Source organism: Kitasatospora sp. NPDC048365 (assembly GCF_043200835.1).
Taxonomy (GTDB): domain Bacteria; phylum Actinomycetota; class Actinomycetes; order Streptomycetales; family Streptomycetaceae; genus Kitasatospora; species Kitasatospora terrestris.
Map to the genome: position 1 here is coordinate 18744 of NZ_JBICYJ010000047.1, position 19900 is coordinate 38643.

The window sequence follows — 19900 nt, forward strand, 5'->3', positions numbered from 1 at the left end:
CTTCGGGTCGGGGTGCCCGTCCGGCGGGTCGAGATGCCCGTCCGGCCGAACGGGCCGATCATGGAAATCGCCTGCCGTCGTCCGGACGGCGGACGACCGGGAAGGGACCGACGCGATGTTCCAACTCCTGTGGATCCTCCTCATCGGCTTCGTGCTGGGCGTCCTCGCCAAGCTGATCCTCCGTGGACCGCAGTCGATCCCGTGGTGGCTGACCATGCTCCTGGGCGCCGCCGGCGCCTGGCTCGGCAACGCGGTCTCCGGCTGGATCGGCGTACGCCACACCGGCGGCATCGACTGGATCCGGCACCTGCTGCAGATCGGCTTCGCCGTCCTGCTGGTCGGCGTGGTCGCCCCCGCCTGGACCAGGTCCCGATCCGGCCGGTAGCGCTCCGTCAGGGGGAACTGCGCCACCACCGGCGGGGGCGCCGCGGCTCCGGCCGTCCGTCGTCCTGCCCGCCGCGGGGGCGCGGCTCAGGCGTAGATCCGGGCCTGCAGGGCGTACAGCTCCGCGTAGAGGCCGTCGGCCGCGACCAGGTCGGCGTGGGTGCCGCACTCGCGGACCCGGCCGTCCTCCAGGACGACGATGCGGTCGGCCATCCGGACGGTGGAGAAGCGGTGCGAGACCAGCAGGCTGACCGCGCCGGTGCGGGCGCCGGAGTCGGCGACCAGCCGGGCGAAGCGCTCGAACAGGGCCTGTTCGGCGGTGGCGTCCATCGCGGAGGCGGGCTCGTCCAGGGTGAGGAGGAGCGGTTCTCGGCGCAGCAGGGTCCGGGCCAGGCCGAGCTTCTGCCACTGCCCGCCGGAGAGGTCGGTGCCGTCGCCGTAGCCGCGGCCGACCAGCCCGTCCAGGCCGCCGGGGACGGCCGCCTCGACGCCGGCGGCGTCGGCCGCGGCCAGCGCGGAGCGCAGCGCCTCGTCGTCGTCGATCCGTTCCGGGTCCCCGATGCCGGTGTTGTCGCGGAGCCGGAGTTCGAGGCGGGCGAAGTCCTGGAAGAGCGCGGCCAGTCGGCTCTGCCACGCGCGGGGGTCGATCTCGGCGAGGTCGACGCCGTCGACCAGGATCCGTCCCGCGGTGGGCCGGTAGAGTCCGCAGATCAGCTTGATCAGGGTGGACTTGCCGGCGCCGTTCTCGCCGACGACGGCCAGCGCGCTGCCGGCGGGGATGTCGAGGTTGACGTCCTCCAGTACGGGTCGTGCGCTGCCGGGGTAGGCGAAGCCGACGTTCTCCAGCCGGATGCCCCGGGTGAGCGCGGCGGGTGCGGGGCGGAGCGGGCCTTCCGGGCGGACGCCCGGGTCGGGGGCCTGCTCGCGCAGCTCGGCCAGCCGCTGCGCGGTCCGGCCGGCGTCCTGGAGGACGGCCAGCAGGCCCAGCGCGGTGGCCACTTGGAGGGACAGCTGGGCGGCCAGGGTGATGACGAGGATGACGTCGCCCAGCCCGGAGGTGCCGTGCTCGGCCTGCCGGACGACGGTCCAGATCGCGGCGCCGTACGCGGCGGCGAAGGCCAGTTGGCCGCCGGCCCGCAGCGCCGCGGCCGCGGTGTGGGCGCGGCGGAGCTCGGCTGTGGTCCGGGCCCAGGCGTCGCGGTGCCGTTCGATCAGCAGCGGGCCGGCCCCGGCGAGCCGGATCTGCCGGGCGGGGGAGGGCGAGGTGGCCGTGTCCAGCAGGTGCCGTCCGAACCTGACGTGGCGGGCGGTGCGCTCCTTGGCGGCGTCCAGCCGGCGCTGTGCGCGGTTGCCCGCGAGCACCGGCAGGACGCCGGTGAGCGGCAGGAGCAGGAGCCAGGGGTTGAGGCCGCCGAGCAGCACGGCGGTCAGCCCCAGTTGCAGGGCGAGCCCGCCGAGTTGGAGGACCGCCTCCAGGGAGGCCCGGGTGCGCGGCAGGTCCTCGCGGACCAGGGCCAGGGCGTCGGCGAACCGGGCCGACTCCAGCCGTTCCAGGTGCGGATCGCCGTGGGCGATGGCGAGCAGCTCGTTCTGCAGCTCCACCTCGCCGAGGTCGCCCAGTTCGAAGTAGGACAGGTGCGCGAAGTGGTTCATCATCAGTTCGAGGACCAGCAGCACCGCGGCGGTCAGGCCGAGCAGGGCGGCCGTGCCGGTGTGCCCGGCCACCGCGGCCATGGTGAGGCCCTTGAGGCTGAGCGCGATCAGCGGCGTGGCGAGGTAGCCGAGCAGCATCATCGTGCAGGCGCGCAGCAGCCGGCGCCGGTCGCAGCGCCAGGCCAGCCGCAGCAGGTGGTGCACCGCCAGGAGCAGGACGGTCATCGCAGGGCCCCTTCTTCCGTGAAGCGTTCGGCCTGGGCGCGGAAGAGCGCCGCGTACTGCCCGTCCAGGGCGAGGAGTTCCTCGTGGGTGCCGGACTCCGCGACCGCTCCGTCGGCGAGGACGAGGATGCGGTCCGCGCGGCGCACGCTGGAGAAGCGGTGGGCGATGATCACGCTGGTCACGCCGCGGGACATGTCCAGGAAGCGGTCGAAGAACGCGGCCTCGGCGCGGACGTCGAGCTGTGCGGTGGGTTCGTCGAGGATGAGCAGGGAGGCGCCGTCGGCGAGGGCCAGCATGGCCCGGGCCAGGGCGACCCGCTGCCACTGCCCGCCCGAGAGGTCGGTGCCGCCCTCGTACTGCGCGCTGAGCACGGTGGACAGGCCGTGCGGCAGCCGGTCGAGGGTGTCGAGGACGCCGGCGCGTTCGGCGGCGGTGCGCAGCGCGGCGGTGTCCGCCAGGAGCTCCGGGCGGCCCAGCGCGATGTTCTCGGCGGCGGTCAGTTCGAAGCGGGCGAAGTCCTGGAAGATCACGGCGATCCGCCGGTGCCAGGCGGCGGGCGGGACGGCCGCGAGGTCGGTGCCGCCGACCGTGATCCGGCCGCCGGTCGGGCCGTGCAGCCCGGCCAGCAGCTTCACCAGGGTGGTCTTGCCGGCGCCGTTGAGGCCGACGATCGCGGTGGACGCGCCCTCGGCCAGTTCCAGGTCGAGGCCGCGGAGCACCTCGGGGGTGTCGGGACGGTAGCGGAAGCCGACCTGCTCGAAGCGGATCGGGCCGTGCGGGGCCACCGGGCCGTCGGCCGCGGTCCGCGGCGCGGGGACGCGGTCCTCCAACTGCCGCAGGGCGTCCTCCGCGGTGAGCCCGTACAGCGTCTGCATGTCGCTCTCCGGGAAGAAGACCCCGAAGCGCATCGGGATCAGCACGGCCTGCAGGGCGGCGCTGAGTTGGAGCAGCGAGAGGGTACCGGTCGCGCCGCCGCGCGCGAGCAGGACCAGTGCGGTGGCGCCGCCGATCAGCCCGAGCGCGGCGAGCGCGACGAACGGCGCGAGGAGCAGCCGCCGCCGGGTGGCCCAGAGCGGCTGCAGGTAGGCCCGGGCCTCCTCGCCGTGCCGCTCGCGCAGCCAGGGCACCAGCCCCAGCAGCCTGGCCTCCTTGGCGAGCCCGCTGCCGCTGGCGGTCCGCCGGAGGTAGGCCAGCCGCCTCCGCCGTCCGGCCATGGTGGACCGGACGGCGCCGAACCGGCGCAGCGAGTCGCGCTGCCCGTAGCGGATGACCAGCGCGGTGACGGCGACCACGGCGGCCGGGAGCGGACCCAGTACGACGGCCACCATCACGGTGGCACCGGCGAGTTGGGCGTAGCGGGCGAGCAGGGCCAGCGCTCCGGCGGTGGCGTCACCGGGGGTGGGGGAGGTCCGGTCGAAGCCGCCGCGGGCCTCCGCGAGCAGGTCCAGCACCTCCTGCCGATCCAGGTCCTCCGGCGGCAGGCCGTCCAGGGCGCAGGCCATGAGTCCGCTGATCCGGGCGCCGTCCACCCGCCGGGAGACCAGCTCGGCGGCCAGGGTCTGGAAGGGCGCCAGGAGTTGCTGGAGCAGGAAGGCGCAGCCGGCCAGCAGCACGGCGAGCCCGAGCCGGGCGGTGGCCCGGTCGGAGGGATGCGCGCCCACGACGTCGGGCAGCCCGGCGATGACGTGGCTGGTGGCGAGGATGAATCCGATGGGCAGCAGCCCGACCGCGAGGTGCATGGCGGCGACGGCCGCAAGGGCTCCCGCGGGCAGCTGCCGGAGCAACCGGGCGGTGGAGACCCACCGTTGCGCCCGCCGGCGCAGGAGCGGCCGTCGGGTACGGGGTGGGGAGGTGCGTGCGGGCACGGTGGAGCGCCTCCGGTTCGGTGGGCGGTCGGCAGGGAGGCGAGGGCCTGGGAAGTGCCGAGCGAACGGGACGGCGCTGTCGCCGTGCGGCACGAGTCCTGGAGTCTGGTCCAGACCGGTGCGGGGCGTCAAGGCATGTCCACTGATGAACGATCAGGATCCCTGCAGTGAACGTTGGGTGACGAACAGACCAACAAAGGACTGGTCAAATGGTCTAGACATTCGCTGGCGGCGGTGGGTAACGTCCGTCATCGGGCCAGGTCGAGCCAGGCTCCCGCTGCCGCCCGCCCGGCGATCCCGGACCGGCCGCCCCCTTCGCCGCCCGCCGCGCGGGCATCCCGTCCCAGCTCTGCCACGTCCTCGTGCCCCCGCCCGCCGGGGGCACCGCTCCGCGTGCCGTCCGGCCGCGGCACCAGCCTGCGTGAGGAAACGCCATGGACCACCGAGGCGCCCGCTCCCTGGACTTCCACGGGAGCAGAGCCGCGACCGCACCGATGACCTGGGGCCAGCGTGCCATCTGGAAGTCCATCCGCTGGCTGGACGGCGAGGCGCACTACTTCAACATCCGACGGATCGTCGAAGTCCCGCCGGAGTTGACGGTCGATCAGGTCGTCGACGGGCTCACCGCGCTGGTCTCCCGGTACGAGGCGCTGCGCACGCTCTTCCGGGAGACCGCGGAGGGCGGCTGGATCCAGGAGGTCGCCGACCGCGGCAGCGTCCCGCTGGAGATCGCCGAGGCCGCGCCCGGCGCCGCCGACGACCTGGCCGAGCAGGTGGCGGACGCCCTGGTCCGGCGCACCTTCCGGCACGACACCGAGGTCCCGTTCCGCGCCACCCTGGTGCTGGAGGACGGCCGCCCGGCCCGGCTCGCCCTGGTCTTCTCGCACCTCGGGGTCGACTTCTGGGGCGTCCGCGAACTCCTCCGCGAGCTGGGCGACCTGCTCGCCGGGACGCCGGCGCCGGAGCCGGAGTGGCAGCCCGTCGACCAGGCCCGGTACGAGTCCGAGGGCGTCGGCGCGGCCCGCGGCGCCGCGGCCGTCGCCTACTGGCGGAGCACCCTGGAGAAGGTCCCCGCCACGCTCTTCCCGCCGGCCCCGGCCGGGGACGAGGGACGGCCCGAACGCTTCGTCCGGCTCGGCATGGACTCCCCGGCGGCCGCGCTGGCCGCCACCGCCCTCGCCGACCGCTGCCAGACCAGCACCGGCACCGTCCTGCTCGCGGCCACCGCCGCCGTCCTCGGCGCCTACACCGGGCACAGCACCGTCCCGCTCCAGCTGATCGCCGTCAACCGGCACGACGACCGGACCCGCCGGCTGGTCGCCGCCATGGCCGAGAACGCCCTGTTCTCCCTGGACGTGGCCGAGGGCACCTTCGACCAGGCCGTCCGGCGCGCCTTCCTCGCCGGGATGAACGCCTACCGCCACGCCCACTACGACCCGATCGCGGTGGACGAGGTGCTCGACGCGGCCCGGGCCCGCAGCGGCGACACCCTCAACCTCGGGCAGTTCTTCAACGACAAGCGGCTGCACGACCGTTGGGAGGACCTGCCGGACACCGGCGGCGACCCCGCCCGGCTCGCCGACCTCGCCGGGAAGACCCGGGTCTTCCACGTCGGCTCCTGGGAGCGCCAGGACGCCACCTTCTTCGTGCACACCAGCTACGCCCCCGACACCTGCCTGCTCTACCTGATGGCCGACACCGACCTGATCCCGCGCCCCGACATCGAGCGCCTGCTGCTCGCCTTCGAGGCGCTGCTGGTGGACAGCGCCGACGCGCCCGTGGAGCTGGCCGCCTTCCGGTCCGTCGCGCCCCGCGCCGGCCGACCGACCGACGTACCGAACGCAAGCCGCTGAGGAGCACCCGATGACCACCGCCGCCGCCCCCGTCTGGGACGAGGAAGTCGCCACCGCCGTGGCCCGGCTGACGACCGCCGCCGAGAACGAGTACTACAACCCCTACCAGGCATTCGAGTGGCCGGAGAGCATCCCCGACGGCGCGCTGTGGATGAGCGAGGACCTCGTCACCGTGCACGGCACCGAGGCCGCCGCGGAACTCACCCGCGAGCAGTACCTCGCCCTCACCAAGTGGGAGAGCATCAACTTCTACAGCCTCAACGTGCACGGCATCCGCGAGCTGATGCAGGAGGTGGTGCGGCGCATCCACACCCCCGGCTACGAGATCCCCACCCCGTTCTTCCACCACTTCCTCGGTGAGGAGAACGAACACATGTGGTTCTTCGCCGAGTTCTGCCTGCGGTACGGCGGCAAGCTGTTCCCCAACCGGGCGATGGCCTTCCCCGGCGACAAGCCGTCCCCGCAGCTGGACAACTTCACCGTCTTCAGCCGCATCCTGATCTTCGAGCAGATCGTGGACCACTTCAACAGCCGGATGGCCGCCGACGCCGCGCTGCCGGAGACCATCCGGGCCATCAACCGGGTCCACCACCAGGACGAGTCCCGGCACATCGCCTTCGGCGCCCAGCTCGTCCGCGCGCTGTGGCAGCGGCTGGTCGAGGCCGGCGACGAGCGGGAGACCGCCGCCGCCCGCAGCTACATCGAGAAGTACATCAACGCCTCGATCCAGCAGCTCTACAGCGTGGACGCCTACCGCGACGCCGGCATCCCCGACCCGTTCGCCTTCCGCGCCCGGGTGCTGGCCGACCCCGCCCGTCCGGCGGTGCACGACGCCATCACCGCCCGCACCCGGACCTTCTACCGCCGGATCGGCGTGCTCGACACCCCCGCCGCCTGACCTCGCGCCCCGCCCCTCCCGAAGGACTCCCATGCCTCCCCACACCGCAACCGCCACCGGGCCGGCCTTCGCCGCCACGCTGCGCGAGCCGGGCCCCGGGCTCGTGGTGCTCGACCCGGTCCGCGCCACGCTGCTCACCGAACTCGACGCCCTCTTCACCGGCCTGGCGGAGCTGACGGCCGCCGCCCCGGTCGTCGGCCCCCCGCTGCTGCCCGCCGAAGGGCTGGCCAGGCTCGACTACTTCCGCAACTTCCCGCACCTCGGCGTCGCCGCGGCCCGCTTCCGGGACGAGGCGCTCGACGCGCTCGCCGCCGGGGACGCGGTCGAGGGCCAGGCGGTCCGCCCCACCGGCTACCTGCTGCCCTCCGCCACCTGCTACGGCCTGCTGCTCTCGCTGGCCGCCCAGGACATCGGCACCGAGCTGCGGGTGACCGCGGTCGGCCGGTGCTTCCGCAACGAGGACCACTACGACGGCCTGCGCCGGCTGTGGGGCTTCCACATGCGCGAGGTGCTCTACCTCGGCTCCGCGGACGGGGCCAGGACCCACCTCGCCGACTCCAAGGTCTTCGTCGAGGAGCTGGCCGACCGGCTGGGCGTGCCGCTCTCCTACCGGCCCGCGAACGACCCCTTCTACGACAAGAGCGGCTCCCGCGCCAAGCTGATGGCCCTCGACCCGGTCAAGTACGAGTTCACCGCCGAGGACGGAACGGCCATCGCCTCGGTCAACCGTCACCGCAACTTCTTCGGCGAGCGGCTCGACATCACCGCCGACGGGCAGACGGCGCACAGCAGTTGCACCGCGTTCGGGGTCGAGCGCTGGGTGCACGCCATGGTCCTGTCGCACGGCAGCCCGGAGGCAGCCCTGGAGCGGGTCCGTGCGGTGCGCGGCGGCGCGGTCGGCGGCGATGACCGCACCGGCTGACTTCCGAGCGGCCGCGGAGCGCGGCGCCGCCGCCATCGGTGTCCCCTTCCCGCTGATCCAGGCCGGGATGGGCGGGGTGGCCGGGCCCGCGCTGGCCGCCGCGGTGAGCGACGCCGGGGCACTGGGCACCGTCGCGCTCTACAAGAGCGACGCCGCGCTGGCCGCCGCCCTGGTGGACGACACCGCCGCCCGCACCGACCGGACCTTCTCGGTGAACGTCATCCCCGAGGTCGCCGACCGGCTGCTGGACGCCCAGATCGCCGCCGTCCTGGACCGCGCCGACCGCCGGATCGCCGTCAACAGCTACGGTCTGCCGCCCGAGCGGACCGCCGCCGCGGTGCTCGCCGCCGGGCACCGGCTGATCGTCCAGACCGGCAGCAGCGCCGAGGCCCGGATCGCGGCCGGGCTGGGCGCCCACGCGGTCGTCGTGCAGGGCGTGCAGGCGGGCGGCCACCACCTGGGCGGGCAGCCGCTGGAGGAGCTCCTGGCCGACGCGGCCGGGGTCGGCGTCCCGGTGTTCGCCGCCGGGGCCGTCGCCACCGGGTCCGACCTGCTGGAGGCGGTCCGGCGCGGCGCCTCGGGCGCACTGTGCGGGACGCTCTTCGTCGCCGCCGCCGAGTCGGCGGCCCACCCCGACTACAAGGCGGCCCTGACCGCCGCCCGGGCCGCGGACACCGTGGTGACCGAGCGCTTCTCCATCGGCTGGCCCGGCCGCCCGCACCGGGTTCTGCGCAGCCCGGTCACCGAGTCCGCCGAGCCGCTTCCCGCCGCCCTGATCGCCTGGACCACGGTGATGGGAGCGCGGCGGCCGGTGCCGCGCGGATCGGCCGCCGCGCCGACCGCGGAGGCCGAGGGGCTGGTCGGCGAGATGGCCCGGTACGCCGGGCTGGGCTGCGGCGCCGTCACCGCCGTGGAGCCGGCCGCCGCCCTGGTCGGACGACTCCGCGCCGAGTTCGCGGCGGCGCTCGCCGACGGTCCGGCCGTCGATCCCGTCCCCGCCGAGCCCGTCCCCGCCGATCCCACTCCCGTCGAGCGATGAACGGACAACCGCTGCGGGCGGCCCTGGACCGGCTGATCGGCCCCGGCACCGACCCGGCCGGGCTGCGGGTCGGCGTCGACCTGGTGCACATCCCGCGGGTCGAGGCGCTCGCCCGGCAGCACGGCGAACGCTGGCTCGCGGACCACTTCACCGCCCGCGAACGCGAGCAGCTGGCCGCCGTGCGCGGCCGCCCGATGGCCACCCTGGCCGGGCGGCTCGCCGCGAAGGAGTCCTTCGTCAAACTCCTCGCCCCGGCCCGCGCCCTCGTCCTCACCCGGGACATCGAGGTGCTGCGCGGCCCGGGCGGCGCCCCGGGCATCCACCCCCGGGGCACGGCGCTGCGCGAACTGCGCGAGGCCGGGGTCGACCGGTGGACCGTCAGCATCACGCACGAAGGGGACTGGGCCATCGCGGTGGCCGCCGGACTGGCGAACGGCCCCCGTACCGATCCGCGCACCGACCCGCATCCCGCACCAGCGAAGGAGCAGTGAGCACCGCCATGCAGCAGATCTCCGAGTGGATCGCGTCCAAGAACCCCGGCCTGGACCGGGCGGTCGACCCGGCCGAGGACCTCATCGAGGGCCGGCTGATCGACTCCCTGGACTTCCTGGAGTTCATCTACCTGCTGGAGAACGTCTCCGGGCAGCCGATCGACCTGACCGAGGTGACCGTGGACGACTTCCGCACCCTGGACCGCATCCAGGAACGCTTCCTCGCCCCGGCCGCCCAGGGGACGGCGTGACCGCGGACGCCCCCCGGCCCGCCGCCGTCCGCTTCGGCAGCTGCGACGCCGAGCAGCGCTGGCGCCCGTCCGACCTGGCCCGGCTGCCCGCCCTGCGCGACCCGCACGCCGAGGTCCTCACCCGGGCCATGGACGAACTCCAGGCCGTGCTGTGCGGACCGGAGGACGTCCTGCTGACCGCCCGGCAGCCCCCGGAGGCGTTCACCGAGGCGATGGCCGCCGCCGGGTTCCCCGCCCGGCACCTCGCCGTCCCCGGTGACCCCGACCGGCCGGTCGAGGCGAGGCTCGCCGAGCACGGGCTGCCCGGCCTGGCCGGGGCGGCGGCGCAGCCGTACGCCGTGCTGCCCGGCACCCGGGAGGCCGCGGCCCGCCTCGGGCTGGCCGGGGAGCTGCCCGACCCGGAGACCGTGCGACGGGTCAACTCCAAGGTGTGGTCCACCGCGCTGGGGCTGCCCGGCTCCGGACGGACCGTCACCTCGGTGGACGAACTGCACAAGGCGGTCGAGGAGTTCGGCCCCTGCGTGGTCAAGGACCCGTACGGCGTCTCCGGGCAGGGCAACATCACCGTCGACTCGCCGGCCCGGCTGGACATGATCGGACGCCATCTCGCCCGGGTCCCGGAGCGGATCGAACTGGTCGTGCAGCCGCGCTTCGAGCGCGCCGCGGACTTCGCCGCGCACCTCACCATCGCCCCGGACGGCGGGACCGTCTGGCACGGCATCCGGCAGATCCTCAACGACGGCCACTCCTACCGGGGTTCGGCACCGCCCGCGCCCGAGCTGGTGGACCGGCTGGAGCGCGACGGCTACCGGGACACCGTGGAGGCCGTCGCGGCCGCGGCCGCCGGCGAGGGCTACCGCGGGCCGATGTCGGTCGACTCGATGACGACGGTCGACGGCGGGCTGGTCCCCCTCCTGGAGGTCAATGCCCGGCTCTCGCCCGGCATGATCGCCCAACGGCTCGGCGCCCGGCTCCGGTTGCGCGTCCTGCCGGTCACCCGGCCCGGCTGCTACGAGCGGCTGGTCACCGCGCTGGACGACGCCGGGCTGTTGGCCCGCGCCGGCCGCCCCGGTGTGCTGCCGCTCGCCGCCAGTACCCTCGTGCCGCCGCGCGGTTGGCTCTTCTACGCGGTCCTCGGGGACGCGGCCGCGGACCTCCCCGACCTGGATCCGCTGCTCGCCGCCGTCGCCTGACACCGATGCCCCTCTCGCCCCCTCCCGTGGACTGGAGACCGACCATGGCAGAGACCACGTACGACGCCGCGTCCGCGGCCGCCTACCGCGCCGCCCGCGAGATCCCTCGCGAGGCGCTGGAGGCCTGGCGGCAGGCGGTCGCCGAGGAGGCCGCGCCCGGCCCCGGCACGACCCTGCTCGACGTGGGCGCCGGGACCGGCGGCTTCGCGACCGCCTTCCACGACTGGTTCGGGGTCCGGGTGCTGGCCGTCGAGCCGGCGCCCGCCATGCGCGCACTGATCCCGGCCTCCGACGGCGTCGTCCCGCTGGACGGCCGTGCGGACGCGCTGCCGGTGCCGGACGCGAGCGCGGAACTCGCCTGGCTCGGCTCGGTCGTTCACCACCTGCCCGACCTGGAGGCCGCCGCCCGGGAGCTGCGCCGCGTGCTGCGGCCGGGGGCGCCGGTGCTGATCCGCAACACCTTCGCCGGCCGGGGCCGCCGCGACCTGCGGGTCCGCTTTTTCCCGGAGACCGCCGCCATGGTCGACGGCTACCCGAGCGTCGAGCGGGTCACCGAGGCGTTCGCCACCGCAGGCTTCCGCCGCACCGCACTGCGCGAGCTGCCCCAGCAGTCCGCGCCCACCCTCGCCGCCTGGGCGGACACGCTCCGCCGCGAGGCGGACTCCAAACTCCGCGCCCTCACCGACGACGCCTGGACCAGCGGCCTCGCCGCCGTCCGCGCCGCCGCCGCGGAGCACCCCACCGAGCCCGCCGTCAGCTGGATGGACCTCCTGGTACTCCGCTGACCGTCCCCGCACGTGGTGTGCGGGGTCTGCGGCGGTGACGCAGGACGGCCCCCGCCAGGAGGGTGCCGGGGCTGCGCGGCCTGAGCCACTGGTCGTCGTAGCGGTCCACGGCGCCGAAGGACCGGTATTTGTACTCCTCGTCCCCGCGCAGGAAGTCGAAGGTGTCGAGGCCCAGGGCGGAGGCCTCGGCGACGGCCCGGTCCAGCAGCACGGTCCCGAGGCTCAGCCGGGCGTAGGCCGGGTCCCAGCCGCCGTTGTAGTAGGCGAAAGTGTTCTGCCACAGGAAGCCGTACACCGCTCCGACGGGTCTGCCCTCGCGCTCGGCGAGCAGCGCCGTCGGGCCGCGGTCGCCGTCCGCGCGCTCCAGGAGGCGCAGGTGGAAGGCGCGCCGGGCCGGGCCGAAGGCCGTTCTCGTACCCTTCACCTCCTGCCGCAGCAGGTGCAGACGCAGCACCGTGTCGATCACCTCGGCGGTCATCTGCGGCGGAGCCACCCAGCGGAACGTGACGCCGGCGTCGGCGAGCTGCCGCTCGCGCCGGCGCATCAGCCGGCGGAAACCGGTGGAGCCGACCGGTAGTCCCGGGCCGACCGTGAGGCGCGGACAGGTCGTCCGCGCGATCCGCCGGGTGCCCGGGGGCAGCAGTCCGGGACCGGCCTCGGGGTCCATGGCCGGCAGCCACAGGCTCCCGCCGCGGACGCGGCCGGCGAGCCAGGCGCCGACCTCCGCGTGACGGTGCGGCAGGGCGGGAAGCAGCCCGTGGTCCGCCGCGTCGGCGCCGGAGCCCAGCAGCGTCCAGAAGCTCACCGGGAGCGGGAGGCGCGGGTGCAGCCGGCCCCGGGTGCGGACCAGCGGGACCACCGCCTCCACCCGCCCGTCGGGGGAGGTCCACACTGCGGTCTCCGCCGTCGCGTTCGCTGCCGGGTCCATCGCCTCCCACGAGCCGAGCACCCAGTCCGGCGTCATGAAGTACGAGGATCCCGGCAGGGCGGAGACCAGCGCGCGCCAGCTGTCCTCCAGCGGGGCGAGGGTCCCGGGGTGGCGGTGGATCGTGGGCCCGGTGACGGGCGGCGCGAGCAGCTCCGCGGGGCCGGTCACCGGCCGGAGTCCTGGAGCAGCCGGACGAGGCCGTCGGCGAACCGGCGGCTCATCTCCTCGACGGTGTAGCGCTGCGCGTCCTTCCGGCATTCGCGCCGCAGGGAGTCGAGCCGCTCGGGGGAGGTCAGCAGGTCGGCGACGGCGTCCGCGTACGCCTGCGGATCGTCCGGCGCGACGAGGGCGTTGCGGCCGTGTTCGAGGTACTCGAACTCGGGGGCGTGCCAGGGCCAGGGAGTGGTGACGACCGGGGTCCGGAGGACGAAGGAGTCGACCGCGCACAGTCCCACCAGGCCGGGCATCAGCAGGACGTCGGACACCGCGCCCAGCAGGGCCTTGCGCGCACCGAACGCCTGCCCGACCGGCACCACGACCGGCGTGCGTGCCGCCGCCGCCTCGACCAGGCCCTGCTCCTGCCCGGCCCCCGCGACCAGCAGCCGGAACCCGGGAAGCCGCTCGGCGACCGCCTCGGCGGCCTCGACCAGGAACGGGATGCGCTTGCTCGAGCTCAGCGCCCCGACGAAGAGTCCCGTCCGCCCGGATGTCAGACCGTGCTCGGCCTGGAACGCCGCGATCTGTCGGTCCGTCACATCGCGGTAGGCGTCGGCGAGCTCCCGGGTGTCGATGGAGTTCTGGACGACCGTGACGCGCTGCCCGGGGAAGCCCCGTTCGGCCACCGTTTGGGCGCCGCCGTCCGTGTAGGCGAAGAACCAGCGGGCCCGCCGGGTCAGCGCGAACTTGAGGCTCTGCTCGAGTGCGGACTGCGGCTGGGTGTACGTGCGGCCGTGGTCCCACATCGCCACCGTCGGGCCGCGACCGGTCAACTGCCGCAGCAGCAGCGGATACAGTTCGAGGTTCCGCAGCGACTGGTCCACCACCAGCACGTCCGAGGCCCGGACGACCCCGCCGAGGCGCTTGTGGACCAGCGGACGCCCCGCCAGCCAGGTGCTCCACTGCCGCAGCCGCACGGCGCCCTCCACGTGGATGACGTCCCGCCGCGCCTGCTGGTCCCGGCTGTACGGGGCGCCGTGCGCGATCACCAGGGTGATGCCGCGCTCGTCGAGGTCGCTGGTCAGGAGCCGGTAGAAGGATCGCCGGAATTCCGAGAGGAAAGGCACCACGAGTACCACGCGTGGCCGTTCAGCGGGGGGGCGTGTCGTCCCGGACTCCGTCGTCATGATGGATAAATTGCCATGAGCGTCACGAACGGCACGTCAGAAACCGTGTGCCGGGGGTGGAGAAGACTCATTAGGAGCAGTCATGAAGCACAATGCGCTGACCCGGAGAATCGCCGCCAGCCCGCTGGCCCCCTTCGCCACCTTCCCGACGCGGCTGGCCGCCGCCGCCCGGCACAACGCCAAGGCGGTCCGGCAGACCACCTCCTGGCTGGTGCGCTCGCGTGAGCACGTCCACTACACCTACGACCTCGAACCGCTCAACCTCGAACACCTCGCCTGGTTCGTCTCGACGGCGACGGGCTGCCGGGTCGACGCCGCCCGCGGCTACCTCGCCGAGGTCCGCGAGGACGCGCAGCTGCGCCAGGTGCTCGGTGCGGGGCTGGCCCGCAGCAGCCGCAGCGCCACCACCGACCCGGTGATCCGCTACGGTCGACGGATCGGCTGGTACGCCTTCGTCCGGGCCCTGCGCCCCCAGTTCGTGGTCGAGACCGGGACCAACCGGGGGATGGGCAGTGCGGTGATCGCGGCCGCCATGCTCCGCAACGGCTGCGGCCGGCTGGCGACCGTGGACATCGACGACCGGTCGGGCGAGCTGATCCTGCCCCCGTACGACAGCGTGGTCGAGCACGTGGTCGGAGACTCCCTCGAGTTCCTGGCCGGTCCGGTCGCCCGACGGCAGCCGATCGACCTGCTCTTCGTCGACACCGGCTGGACGCCGGAGCACGAGCGCGCCGAACTCGCCGCCGCCACACCGCTGCTGGCCCCGGGCGCGGTCGTCCTGGCGACCAAGAGCTACTGCTGGACGGAGCTGGCCGGCTGGGCCGAGGCGCAGCAGCGGGAGTTCCTGCACTTCAACGAGAAGCCGCGCGACCACTGGTACCGGGGCGTCGGCATCGGCGCGTCCTTCCCCGCCCTGGTCCGGGCGTGAACCCGGCGGTCAGGGGCCGGCTCGCCGGCTGGTACTACCGCTGGGACGCGTGGCAGGCCCCCGACGCCGTGCTGCGCCGCTCGCCCGCCCAGGCCTGGTGCCACCAGCGGGCCTGGGACCGGCTCGCGGTCCTCGGCTACCACGGGGTCGAGGACGCGGCGGTGTTCGAGGCGCATCTGGACCTGTTGCAGCGCTCCTTCAGCCCGGTTCCGCTGAGCCAGGTGGAGGAGGCCCTCCACGGCGGCCGGCCGCTGCCGCCGCACAGTGTGCTGATCACCTTCGACGACGGGGACCACACGGTCCACAGCCGGGCCCTGCCGCTGCTCGCGGCGCGCGGGATCCCGGCGGTCTGCTTCGTCATCGCCGACCTCGTCGGCACCGACACCCCGTTCTGGTGGGACGAGGTCGAGCAGCTGGTCCGTCAGGGCGGCCGGACGCGCCGCGTGCCGCCCGCGCCGCCCGAGATCACGGTGCACACCCTGAAGCTGCTGCCGGAGTACGAACGGCGGCTCGCCCTGGAGGAGTTGAGAGCCACCTCGGCGCTGGCGCCGCCCCGGCAGCGCCAGCTGACCGCCGTTGAGCTCCGGGAGTTGGAGGAGGGCGGGATCACGGTGGGGAACCACACCCTCACCCACCCGTGCCTGGACCGCTGCGACGACGGCCAGGTGCGGACCGAGGTGCTGGAGGCGCACGAGCGGCTGACCGGGCTGCTGGGCCACGCGCCGACCGCCTTCGCCTACCCCAACGGCAACAGCGACGACCGGGCGCACCACCTCCTCTCCCGGGCCGGCTACCGCTCGGCCTTCCTCTACAACCACCGGCTCGCCGTCCCGGGGCGGCGGCACCCGCTGCGGATCGACCGGCTGGTGGTCTCCACCCGGACCAGCGTCGACCGGCTGGAGACCATCCTCTCCGGCCTGCACCCGGCCCTGTTCCGGGCCGGGCGGGGTGCGGCCCGCACCCTCGCGCACGCGGGTCAACTGCTCGGCAACAGGTCATGACCCGGATCGAGGAGTCTGTGTGCGTCGTCGCCCCGGTACTGCGGCCATCCGCCTGTCGACGGCCGCCCTGTGGGCGGTCGGGCTCGGCCCTGCCTTCTTCGTGGTGGTGGTGTCGGACCGCCGTCCGTCGGCCCCCGGCCCGCTGCCGGGCTGGGACTACCCACCGGTCGAGCCGCCGGCGGCGCCCTGGCGGGTGGAGGCCGGCCAGCTCTACCTGCTGCTGACCGCGGCGCTGCTGTCCGGTGTGCTGATCTCCCGGTGGGCCGGACCGCGCCGGACGCCGGACGCGGTCGGCGCCGGCCTGGCGGCGACGGGTCTCGCCATGTACGCGGGCCCGGTGCTGTCCGCCCTGTTCGGCGGACACGGCGGCGCCGACGACTGGCGGCTCTACCTCGCGCCGCTGGTCGTGGCCGCCCTGTACGCGGCGCCGGCGGTCCGGCCGAGCCGGATGCTGTGGCGACTGCGCGCCGTCGTGCGCGTCTACACCTGGGGCAGCCTGGCCGCACTGGCCGTCGCACCCGGCTGGGCGCTGACCTCCAGCGTCATCGTGAACTTCCGGCTGCCCGGGCTCGGCTACTCCCGTCTCGCCGGGCTCACCGACCACCCCATCCTGCTGGGTACGGTGGCGGCGGCCGCCCTGGTCGTGGAGGCCGCGCCGCTCCACCGGTCCCGGCTGTGGCTGCTGCACAGCGGGGCGGCCCTGGCCACCCTGCTGCTGGCCCAGTCGCGAACCGCCTGGCTCGCGGCGCCGTTGGCCCTGCTGCTCCTGTACCGGCGCGACGTGCCGAGACGGCTGCACCCGCTGCTGGGGCGGGGGCTGATCATCGGTACGGCGGGTTGCGCCGCCCTGCTCGTCCCCGCGCTGCTCGGCGGACTCGAGCGGGTCGTGTCGGACCGCGAGGTCACGTCCTTGCACGGCCGCACCGAGGTCTGGGCCCTGGCGATGGGTGTCTTCCGCTCCCACGTGCTGCTGGGGTACGGTCCGACGCTCTTCACCGACCACTCCTCGCCGGTGCGCGGGATGTACGCGCACGCCCACGGTCAGCTGCACCAGACTCTCGCCACCTCCGGGTTGGTGGGCGCCCTCGGGCTGGTGGTGTTCGTCGTGGCCCTCGTGCTGGTGGCGGCGCGGACGGCCCGGGCGAGCGCGGGGCTGTCGTGGGCGCTGCTGGTCCTCACCCTGGCCACCTGCGTGACCGAGGCTCCGCTGCGCGGCCTCGAGTTCAGCCCGTTCCTCCTGTTGGTGCTGCTGAACGTCACCGTCCTGCTCACCATGTCGAGCAGCCGGCAGCCCCGGCCCGCTGCGGCCGTCGCTCAGGCCTTCCCCGGGCCGGCCGGTGACGCCCGGTCCTCGCGCAGCGCCGTGAACAGTTCCGAGGCGGCGGGCTGGGCCAGGACATCCCGGTCGGGGTCCTGCGGATAGGGCTGCCGAGGGACGGTGCCGAACTCGAGACCGCCCTCGGGGACCGCGCGGAGCCGCTCGACCAGGTCGTACAGCTTGCCGAGGGAGGCGAGGTCGGAGTCGGCGGTGATCGACGACGTCGCGGCGTCCAGCACCGGGTAGAGCCTGGCCGGGTTGAACAGCACCCCACTGCTGCGCAGCTTCGTCGAGAGCAGGCCCAGGAAGTGCTGCTGCCGAGTCATCCGGTTGGTGTCGCTGCCGTCCCCGACGTACTCGCGGGCCCGGACGTACGCGAGCGCGTCCGCGCCCTGCAGCAGATGGTGCCCGGCGGAAAGGTCGAGCCCGACGTTCGGATCCCGCTCGGCCGTCGGCAGGTCCACCTCGACGCCGCCGACCGCGTTGATGATCCTGGCGAACCCCTCGAACCCCACCACGAGGTAGTGGTCCACCCGAATGTCCGTCAGCCGTTCGAAGGTGCGGATGGTGCACGCCGGGCCGCCCAGGTCGAAGGCCCAGTTGAACTGCGCGAACTGGGCGCGGCTGGTGCCTCCGCCGGCTGTCGGGCAGCTCGGGATCGACACCATCAGATCCCGGGGGACGCTGACGACCCGAGCGCTCCTGCCGTCGGCCGAGAGGTGGAGCACCAGCACCGTGTCCGAACGCGCACTGCCCAGCTCGGGGCGGAAGTCCGAGCCCATGATCAGGATGTTCTGGGCCGCGCCGGACGCCCGGGGCCGCTCGCCGGCCTGGGCGGCGAGCGCCTCCTCCGTGGCCCGGTCGGTCCGGATGTTCCGGTCAAGGTGCCGGTACGTCCACCAGCCGAGGGCCGACGCGGTGGCGAGCAGGAGCACCGCCGCCAGGGCGAGGAACCGCAGTACGCGGCGGCGGGACCGCGGGACGGGTGCCGTCGGCCGGTCGTCCATCAGAAGCCGCCTCTCCGGTTGGAGCAAGGGTGCGTGGCGCACCCGGTGATTCCTTGTCACCGTGAGAGAGCATTGCCGAACACCGGGGGACTTACCTTCTGATGCAAAACATTCCTCCAAAAGGAGTGGGACGTGACGACTTCCGCTACGCGTCCGTCGCCCGAATGGCTCCCGGTCAGACGGCGGTCAGCCAAACGCCTCATCGATCTCATGGGCGGCTCGTTTCTGTTACTGATGGCCATTCCCGTGATGGCGGCCGTCTATCTCGCCATCAAGGCCACCACCAAGGGGCCGGTGTTCTACCGTCAGGTGCGCGTGGGTCACCACGGCATTCCGTTCACCATGATCAAATTCCGCACCATGCACGTCGGATCCCACCGGGCCCGAGCGGCCCTGGTGCACCTGAACGAGGCCGGCGGCCACCTGTTCAAGCTGCGCAACGATCCGCGGATCACCCCGGTCGGCCGGCTCCTGCGCCGCCTCTCGCTCGACGAACTGCCGCAGCTGGTCAATGTCCTGCGCGGTGACATGTCGCTCGTCGGGCCGCGCCCCCTGCTGCCGGAGGACTCCGACTATCTCGGACGGGCTCGGGACAGGCTGCTGGTTCCGCCCGGGGTCACCGGCCTGTGGCAGGTGAGCGGGCGGTCGAATCTGCCGTGGGAGGAGATGGTCCGGCTGGACCTGCACTACGTCGAGAACTGTTCCGCCCTCCTCGACCTCGTGATCCTGGCCCGCACGATCCCGGCGGTCCTCACAGCCCGGGGCGCGCACTGACGGACGTCCGGGTGAATGCGGCGTGTCGTGGGGATCCGAGCCGACCCGGTGTCGGATGTTTGGCTCGTGCCAGCACCCCGCATCGCCGTCCTGATGACCTGCCACAACCGGCGGGACAAGACCGTGGCCGCACTCTCCGCGCTGCGTCGCCAGCGCGGACTGCCGACCGGGTCCGCGCTGTCGGTCCATCTCGTCGACGCCGGCAGCGGCGACGGCACGGCGCAGGCCGTCGCCGAGCGGTTCCCGGAGGTCGAGCTCGTCGGCGTCGGACCCGACGTCTTCTGGGGCGAGGGAATGCGGCTCGCGAGCCGGAGCAGCCGCCGCGCCGGGATGCCCGACTGGGACCGGCAGCTCTGGCTCAACGACGACGTCGAGCTCGCCGACGACGCCCTCGCACAGCTGCTGGAGACCTCGGCCCAGGTCGGACCGGACGCCATCGTGGTCGGGCCGCTGCACTCCTCGGACGGGACCCGGACGACGTACTCCGGCAGGCGCCGCACGCTGCCCCGCTGGCATCCGCGTGGGCACACCCTCGAACTGGTCGACCCCGCGGGCCGGCCCGAGCCGTGCGACACCTGCAACGGCAACGTGGTGCTCGTGCCCCGCGCCGTGCACGACCGGCTGGGCGACATCGACGGCCGGTTCAAGCACTCGATGGGTGACTTCGACTACGGCCTCCGGGCCCGCCGGGCCGGCATCCCGATCTACGTCGCCTCCCGCTACGTGGGGGCGTGCGACACCAACCCGTTGCTCTCGGGTTCCCGGGAGCCCGGCATCGGTCCGCGCGAGGCCCTGCGGCGGGTGCTGTCGCAGCGGGAGCTGCCGCCCCGGCAGTGGTGGGCCTACTGCCGTCGTCACCTGTGGCCCTGGGCACCGCTGTTGATGATCGCGCCGTACGTCAAGACCGTGCTCCTCGCGATCCGCCGTCCCGCCCGCTCGCAGAAGTGACGCCACCGAACTCCGACCGATACCTGAGGGGATCGAGATGAAAACCCACGGCTGGTCTCCTGCGGGGCACGGCATCTGCATGCCCCGCTCGCTG

General features: G+C 74.1%; 19 protein-coding genes. 14 read left to right on the forward strand and 5 right to left on the reverse strand.

From position 1 onward, the window contains the following. Positions 1-115 precede the first annotated feature (115 nt). Positions 116-385, forward strand: coding sequence for a GlsB/YeaQ/YmgE family stress response membrane protein (locus ACGFX4_RS33945; protein WP_393082845.1), 270 nt, complete (start codon positions 116-118; stop codon positions 383-385). A gap of 86 nt (positions 386-471) precedes the next feature. Here ACGFX4_RS33945 and ACGFX4_RS33950 read toward each other — a convergent pair whose 3' ends face one another. Together ACGFX4_RS33950 and ACGFX4_RS33955 are read right to left on the reverse strand one after the other, a co-directional pair. Continuing rightward, complete coding sequence (locus ACGFX4_RS33950; protein ID WP_393082848.1) at positions 472-2262, reverse strand: ABC transporter ATP-binding protein; 1791 nt, start codon at positions 2260-2262, stop codon at positions 472-474. Next, positions 2259-4127, reverse strand: a complete 1869-nt coding sequence (locus ACGFX4_RS33955) for an ABC transporter ATP-binding protein (RefSeq protein ID WP_393082851.1) — start codon at positions 4125-4127, stop codon at positions 2259-2261. The genes ACGFX4_RS33950 and ACGFX4_RS33955 overlap by 4 nt, the downstream gene beginning before the upstream one ends. 434 nt (positions 4128-4561) lie before the next feature. Here ACGFX4_RS33955 and ACGFX4_RS33960 point away from each other — a divergent pair, with 434 nt between their 5' ends. From ACGFX4_RS33960 to ACGFX4_RS33995, 8 genes are read left to right on the forward strand one after another with little or no spacing between them, the layout of a single operon-like run. Beyond that, positions 4562-5980, forward strand: a complete 1419-nt coding sequence (locus ACGFX4_RS33960) for a condensation domain-containing protein (RefSeq protein WP_393082853.1) — start codon at positions 4562-4564, stop codon at positions 5978-5980. A gap of 10 nt (positions 5981-5990) precedes the next feature. Then, positions 5991-6878, forward strand: coding sequence for a diiron oxygenase (locus ACGFX4_RS33965; protein WP_393082856.1), 888 nt, complete (start codon positions 5991-5993; stop codon positions 6876-6878). A 31-nt stretch (positions 6879-6909) separates the two neighbouring features. Continuing rightward, positions 6910-7800 (forward strand): aminoacyl--tRNA ligase-related protein, encoded by an 891-nt coding sequence (locus ACGFX4_RS33970; RefSeq protein ID WP_393082859.1) that lies wholly within the window; start codon positions 6910-6912, stop codon positions 7798-7800. Continuing rightward, positions 7784-8839 (forward strand): NAD(P)H-dependent flavin oxidoreductase, encoded by a 1056-nt coding sequence (locus ACGFX4_RS33975; RefSeq protein ID WP_393082862.1) that lies wholly within the window; start codon positions 7784-7786, stop codon positions 8837-8839. Before ACGFX4_RS33970 ends, ACGFX4_RS33975 begins: the two co-directional genes overlap by 17 nt. After that, complete coding sequence (locus tag ACGFX4_RS33980) at positions 8836-9330, forward strand: holo-ACP synthase (RefSeq protein ID WP_393082865.1); 495 nt, start codon at positions 8836-8838, stop codon at positions 9328-9330. The genes ACGFX4_RS33975 and ACGFX4_RS33980 overlap by 4 nt, the downstream gene beginning before the upstream one ends. 8 nt (positions 9331-9338) lie before the next feature. After that, entirely contained in the window at positions 9339-9581 is a 243-nt protein-coding gene (locus ACGFX4_RS33985; protein WP_393082962.1) for an acyl carrier protein, read from the forward strand. Beyond that, positions 9578-10774, forward strand: coding sequence for a hypothetical protein (locus ACGFX4_RS33990; RefSeq protein ID WP_393082868.1), 1197 nt, complete (start codon positions 9578-9580; stop codon positions 10772-10774). Before ACGFX4_RS33985 ends, ACGFX4_RS33990 begins: the two co-directional genes overlap by 4 nt. Positions 10775-10818: 44 nt before the next feature. After that, positions 10819-11559: a class I SAM-dependent methyltransferase gene (locus ACGFX4_RS33995; protein ID WP_393082870.1), complete on the forward strand. Its 741-nt coding sequence runs from the start codon at positions 10819-10821 to the stop codon at positions 11557-11559. Here the strand turns inward: ACGFX4_RS33995 and ACGFX4_RS34000 are convergent. Together ACGFX4_RS34000 and ACGFX4_RS34005 are read right to left on the reverse strand one after the other, a co-directional pair. After that, positions 11528-12655 carry a GNAT family N-acetyltransferase gene (locus ACGFX4_RS34000; RefSeq protein WP_393082873.1) on the reverse strand — a complete coding sequence of 376 codons (1128 nt, stop codon included), beginning with the start codon at positions 12653-12655 and terminating at the stop codon, positions 11528-11530. The genes ACGFX4_RS33995 and ACGFX4_RS34000 overlap by 32 nt on opposite strands. Continuing rightward, positions 12652-13770 (reverse strand): glycosyltransferase family 4 protein, encoded by a 1119-nt coding sequence (locus ACGFX4_RS34005; RefSeq protein WP_393082876.1) that lies wholly within the window; start codon positions 13768-13770, stop codon positions 12652-12654. Before ACGFX4_RS34005 ends, ACGFX4_RS34000 begins: the two co-directional genes overlap by 4 nt. 142 nt (positions 13771-13912) lie before the next feature. On the opposite strand from ACGFX4_RS34005, the gene ACGFX4_RS34010 reads away from it, so the two are divergent. From ACGFX4_RS34010 to ACGFX4_RS34020, 3 genes are read left to right on the forward strand one after another with little or no spacing between them, the layout of a single operon-like run. Continuing rightward, the gene (locus ACGFX4_RS34010; RefSeq protein WP_393082879.1) at positions 13913-14758 is read left to right on the forward strand and encodes a class I SAM-dependent methyltransferase; all 846 of its coding nucleotides are present in this window, start codon (positions 13913-13915) and stop codon (positions 14756-14758) included. Further along, on the forward strand, positions 14755-15759 hold the full coding sequence (locus ACGFX4_RS34015) for a polysaccharide deacetylase family protein (protein ID WP_393082882.1): 1005 nt from the start codon (positions 14755-14757) through the stop codon (positions 15757-15759). The genes ACGFX4_RS34010 and ACGFX4_RS34015 overlap by 4 nt, the downstream gene beginning before the upstream one ends. A 19-nt stretch (positions 15760-15778) precedes the next feature. Next, positions 15779-17182, forward strand: coding sequence for an O-antigen ligase family protein (locus ACGFX4_RS34020; RefSeq protein ID WP_393082885.1), 1404 nt, complete (start codon positions 15779-15781; stop codon positions 17180-17182). Here ACGFX4_RS34020 and ACGFX4_RS34025 read toward each other — a convergent pair. Continuing rightward, entirely contained in the window at positions 17074-18084 is a 1011-nt protein-coding gene (locus ACGFX4_RS34025) for an LCP family protein (RefSeq protein ID WP_393082888.1), read from the reverse strand. The genes ACGFX4_RS34020 and ACGFX4_RS34025 overlap by 109 nt on opposite strands. 132 nt (positions 18085-18216) lie before the next feature. On the opposite strand from ACGFX4_RS34025, the gene ACGFX4_RS34030 reads away from it, so the two are divergent. Together ACGFX4_RS34030 and ACGFX4_RS34035 are read left to right on the forward strand one after the other, a co-directional pair. Then, positions 18217-18858, forward strand: coding sequence for a sugar transferase (locus ACGFX4_RS34030; RefSeq protein WP_393082891.1), 642 nt, complete (start codon positions 18217-18219; stop codon positions 18856-18858). A gap of 93 nt (positions 18859-18951) precedes the next feature. After that, on the forward strand, positions 18952-19806 hold the full coding sequence (locus ACGFX4_RS34035; protein WP_393082965.1) for a glycosyltransferase family 2 protein: 855 nt from the start codon (positions 18952-18954) through the stop codon (positions 19804-19806). The last annotated feature ends 94 nt before the right edge of the window (positions 19807-19900 follow it).

Bases quoted from the DNA above. Each gene is read 5' to 3' on its own strand.
- ACGFX4_RS33980 (WP_393082865.1), top strand. From the start codon at position 8,836: ATGAACGGACAACCGCTGCGGGCGGCCCTGGACCGGCTGATCGGCCCC.
- ACGFX4_RS34035 (WP_393082965.1), top strand. From the start codon at position 18,952: ATGACCTGCCACAACCGGCGGGACAAGACCGTGGCCGCACTCTCCGCG.
- ACGFX4_RS34010 (WP_393082879.1), top strand. From the start codon at position 13,913: ATGAAGCACAATGCGCTGACCCGGAGAATCGCCGCCAGCCCGCTGGCC.
- ACGFX4_RS33995 (WP_393082870.1), top strand. From the start codon at position 10,819: ATGGCAGAGACCACGTACGACGCCGCGTCCGCGGCCGCCTACCGCGCC.
- ACGFX4_RS33975 (WP_393082862.1), top strand. From the start codon at position 7,784: ATGACCGCACCGGCTGACTTCCGAGCGGCCGCGGAGCGCGGCGCCGCC.
- ACGFX4_RS34025 (WP_393082888.1), bottom strand. From the start codon at position 18,084: ATGGACGACCGGCCGACGGCACCCGTCCCGCGGTCCCGCCGCCGCGTA.
- ACGFX4_RS33965 (WP_393082856.1), top strand. From the start codon at position 5,991: ATGACCACCGCCGCCGCCCCCGTCTGGGACGAGGAAGTCGCCACCGCC.
- ACGFX4_RS33970 (WP_393082859.1), top strand. From the start codon at position 6,910: ATGCCTCCCCACACCGCAACCGCCACCGGGCCGGCCTTCGCCGCCACG.
- ACGFX4_RS33985 (WP_393082962.1), top strand. From the start codon at position 9,339: ATGCAGCAGATCTCCGAGTGGATCGCGTCCAAGAACCCCGGCCTGGAC.
- ACGFX4_RS33960 (WP_393082853.1), top strand. From the start codon at position 4,562: ATGGACCACCGAGGCGCCCGCTCCCTGGACTTCCACGGGAGCAGAGCC.
- ACGFX4_RS33950 (WP_393082848.1), bottom strand. From the start codon at position 2,262: ATGACCGTCCTGCTCCTGGCGGTGCACCACCTGCTGCGGCTGGCCTGG.
- ACGFX4_RS33945 (WP_393082845.1), top strand. From the start codon at position 116: ATGTTCCAACTCCTGTGGATCCTCCTCATCGGCTTCGTGCTGGGCGTC.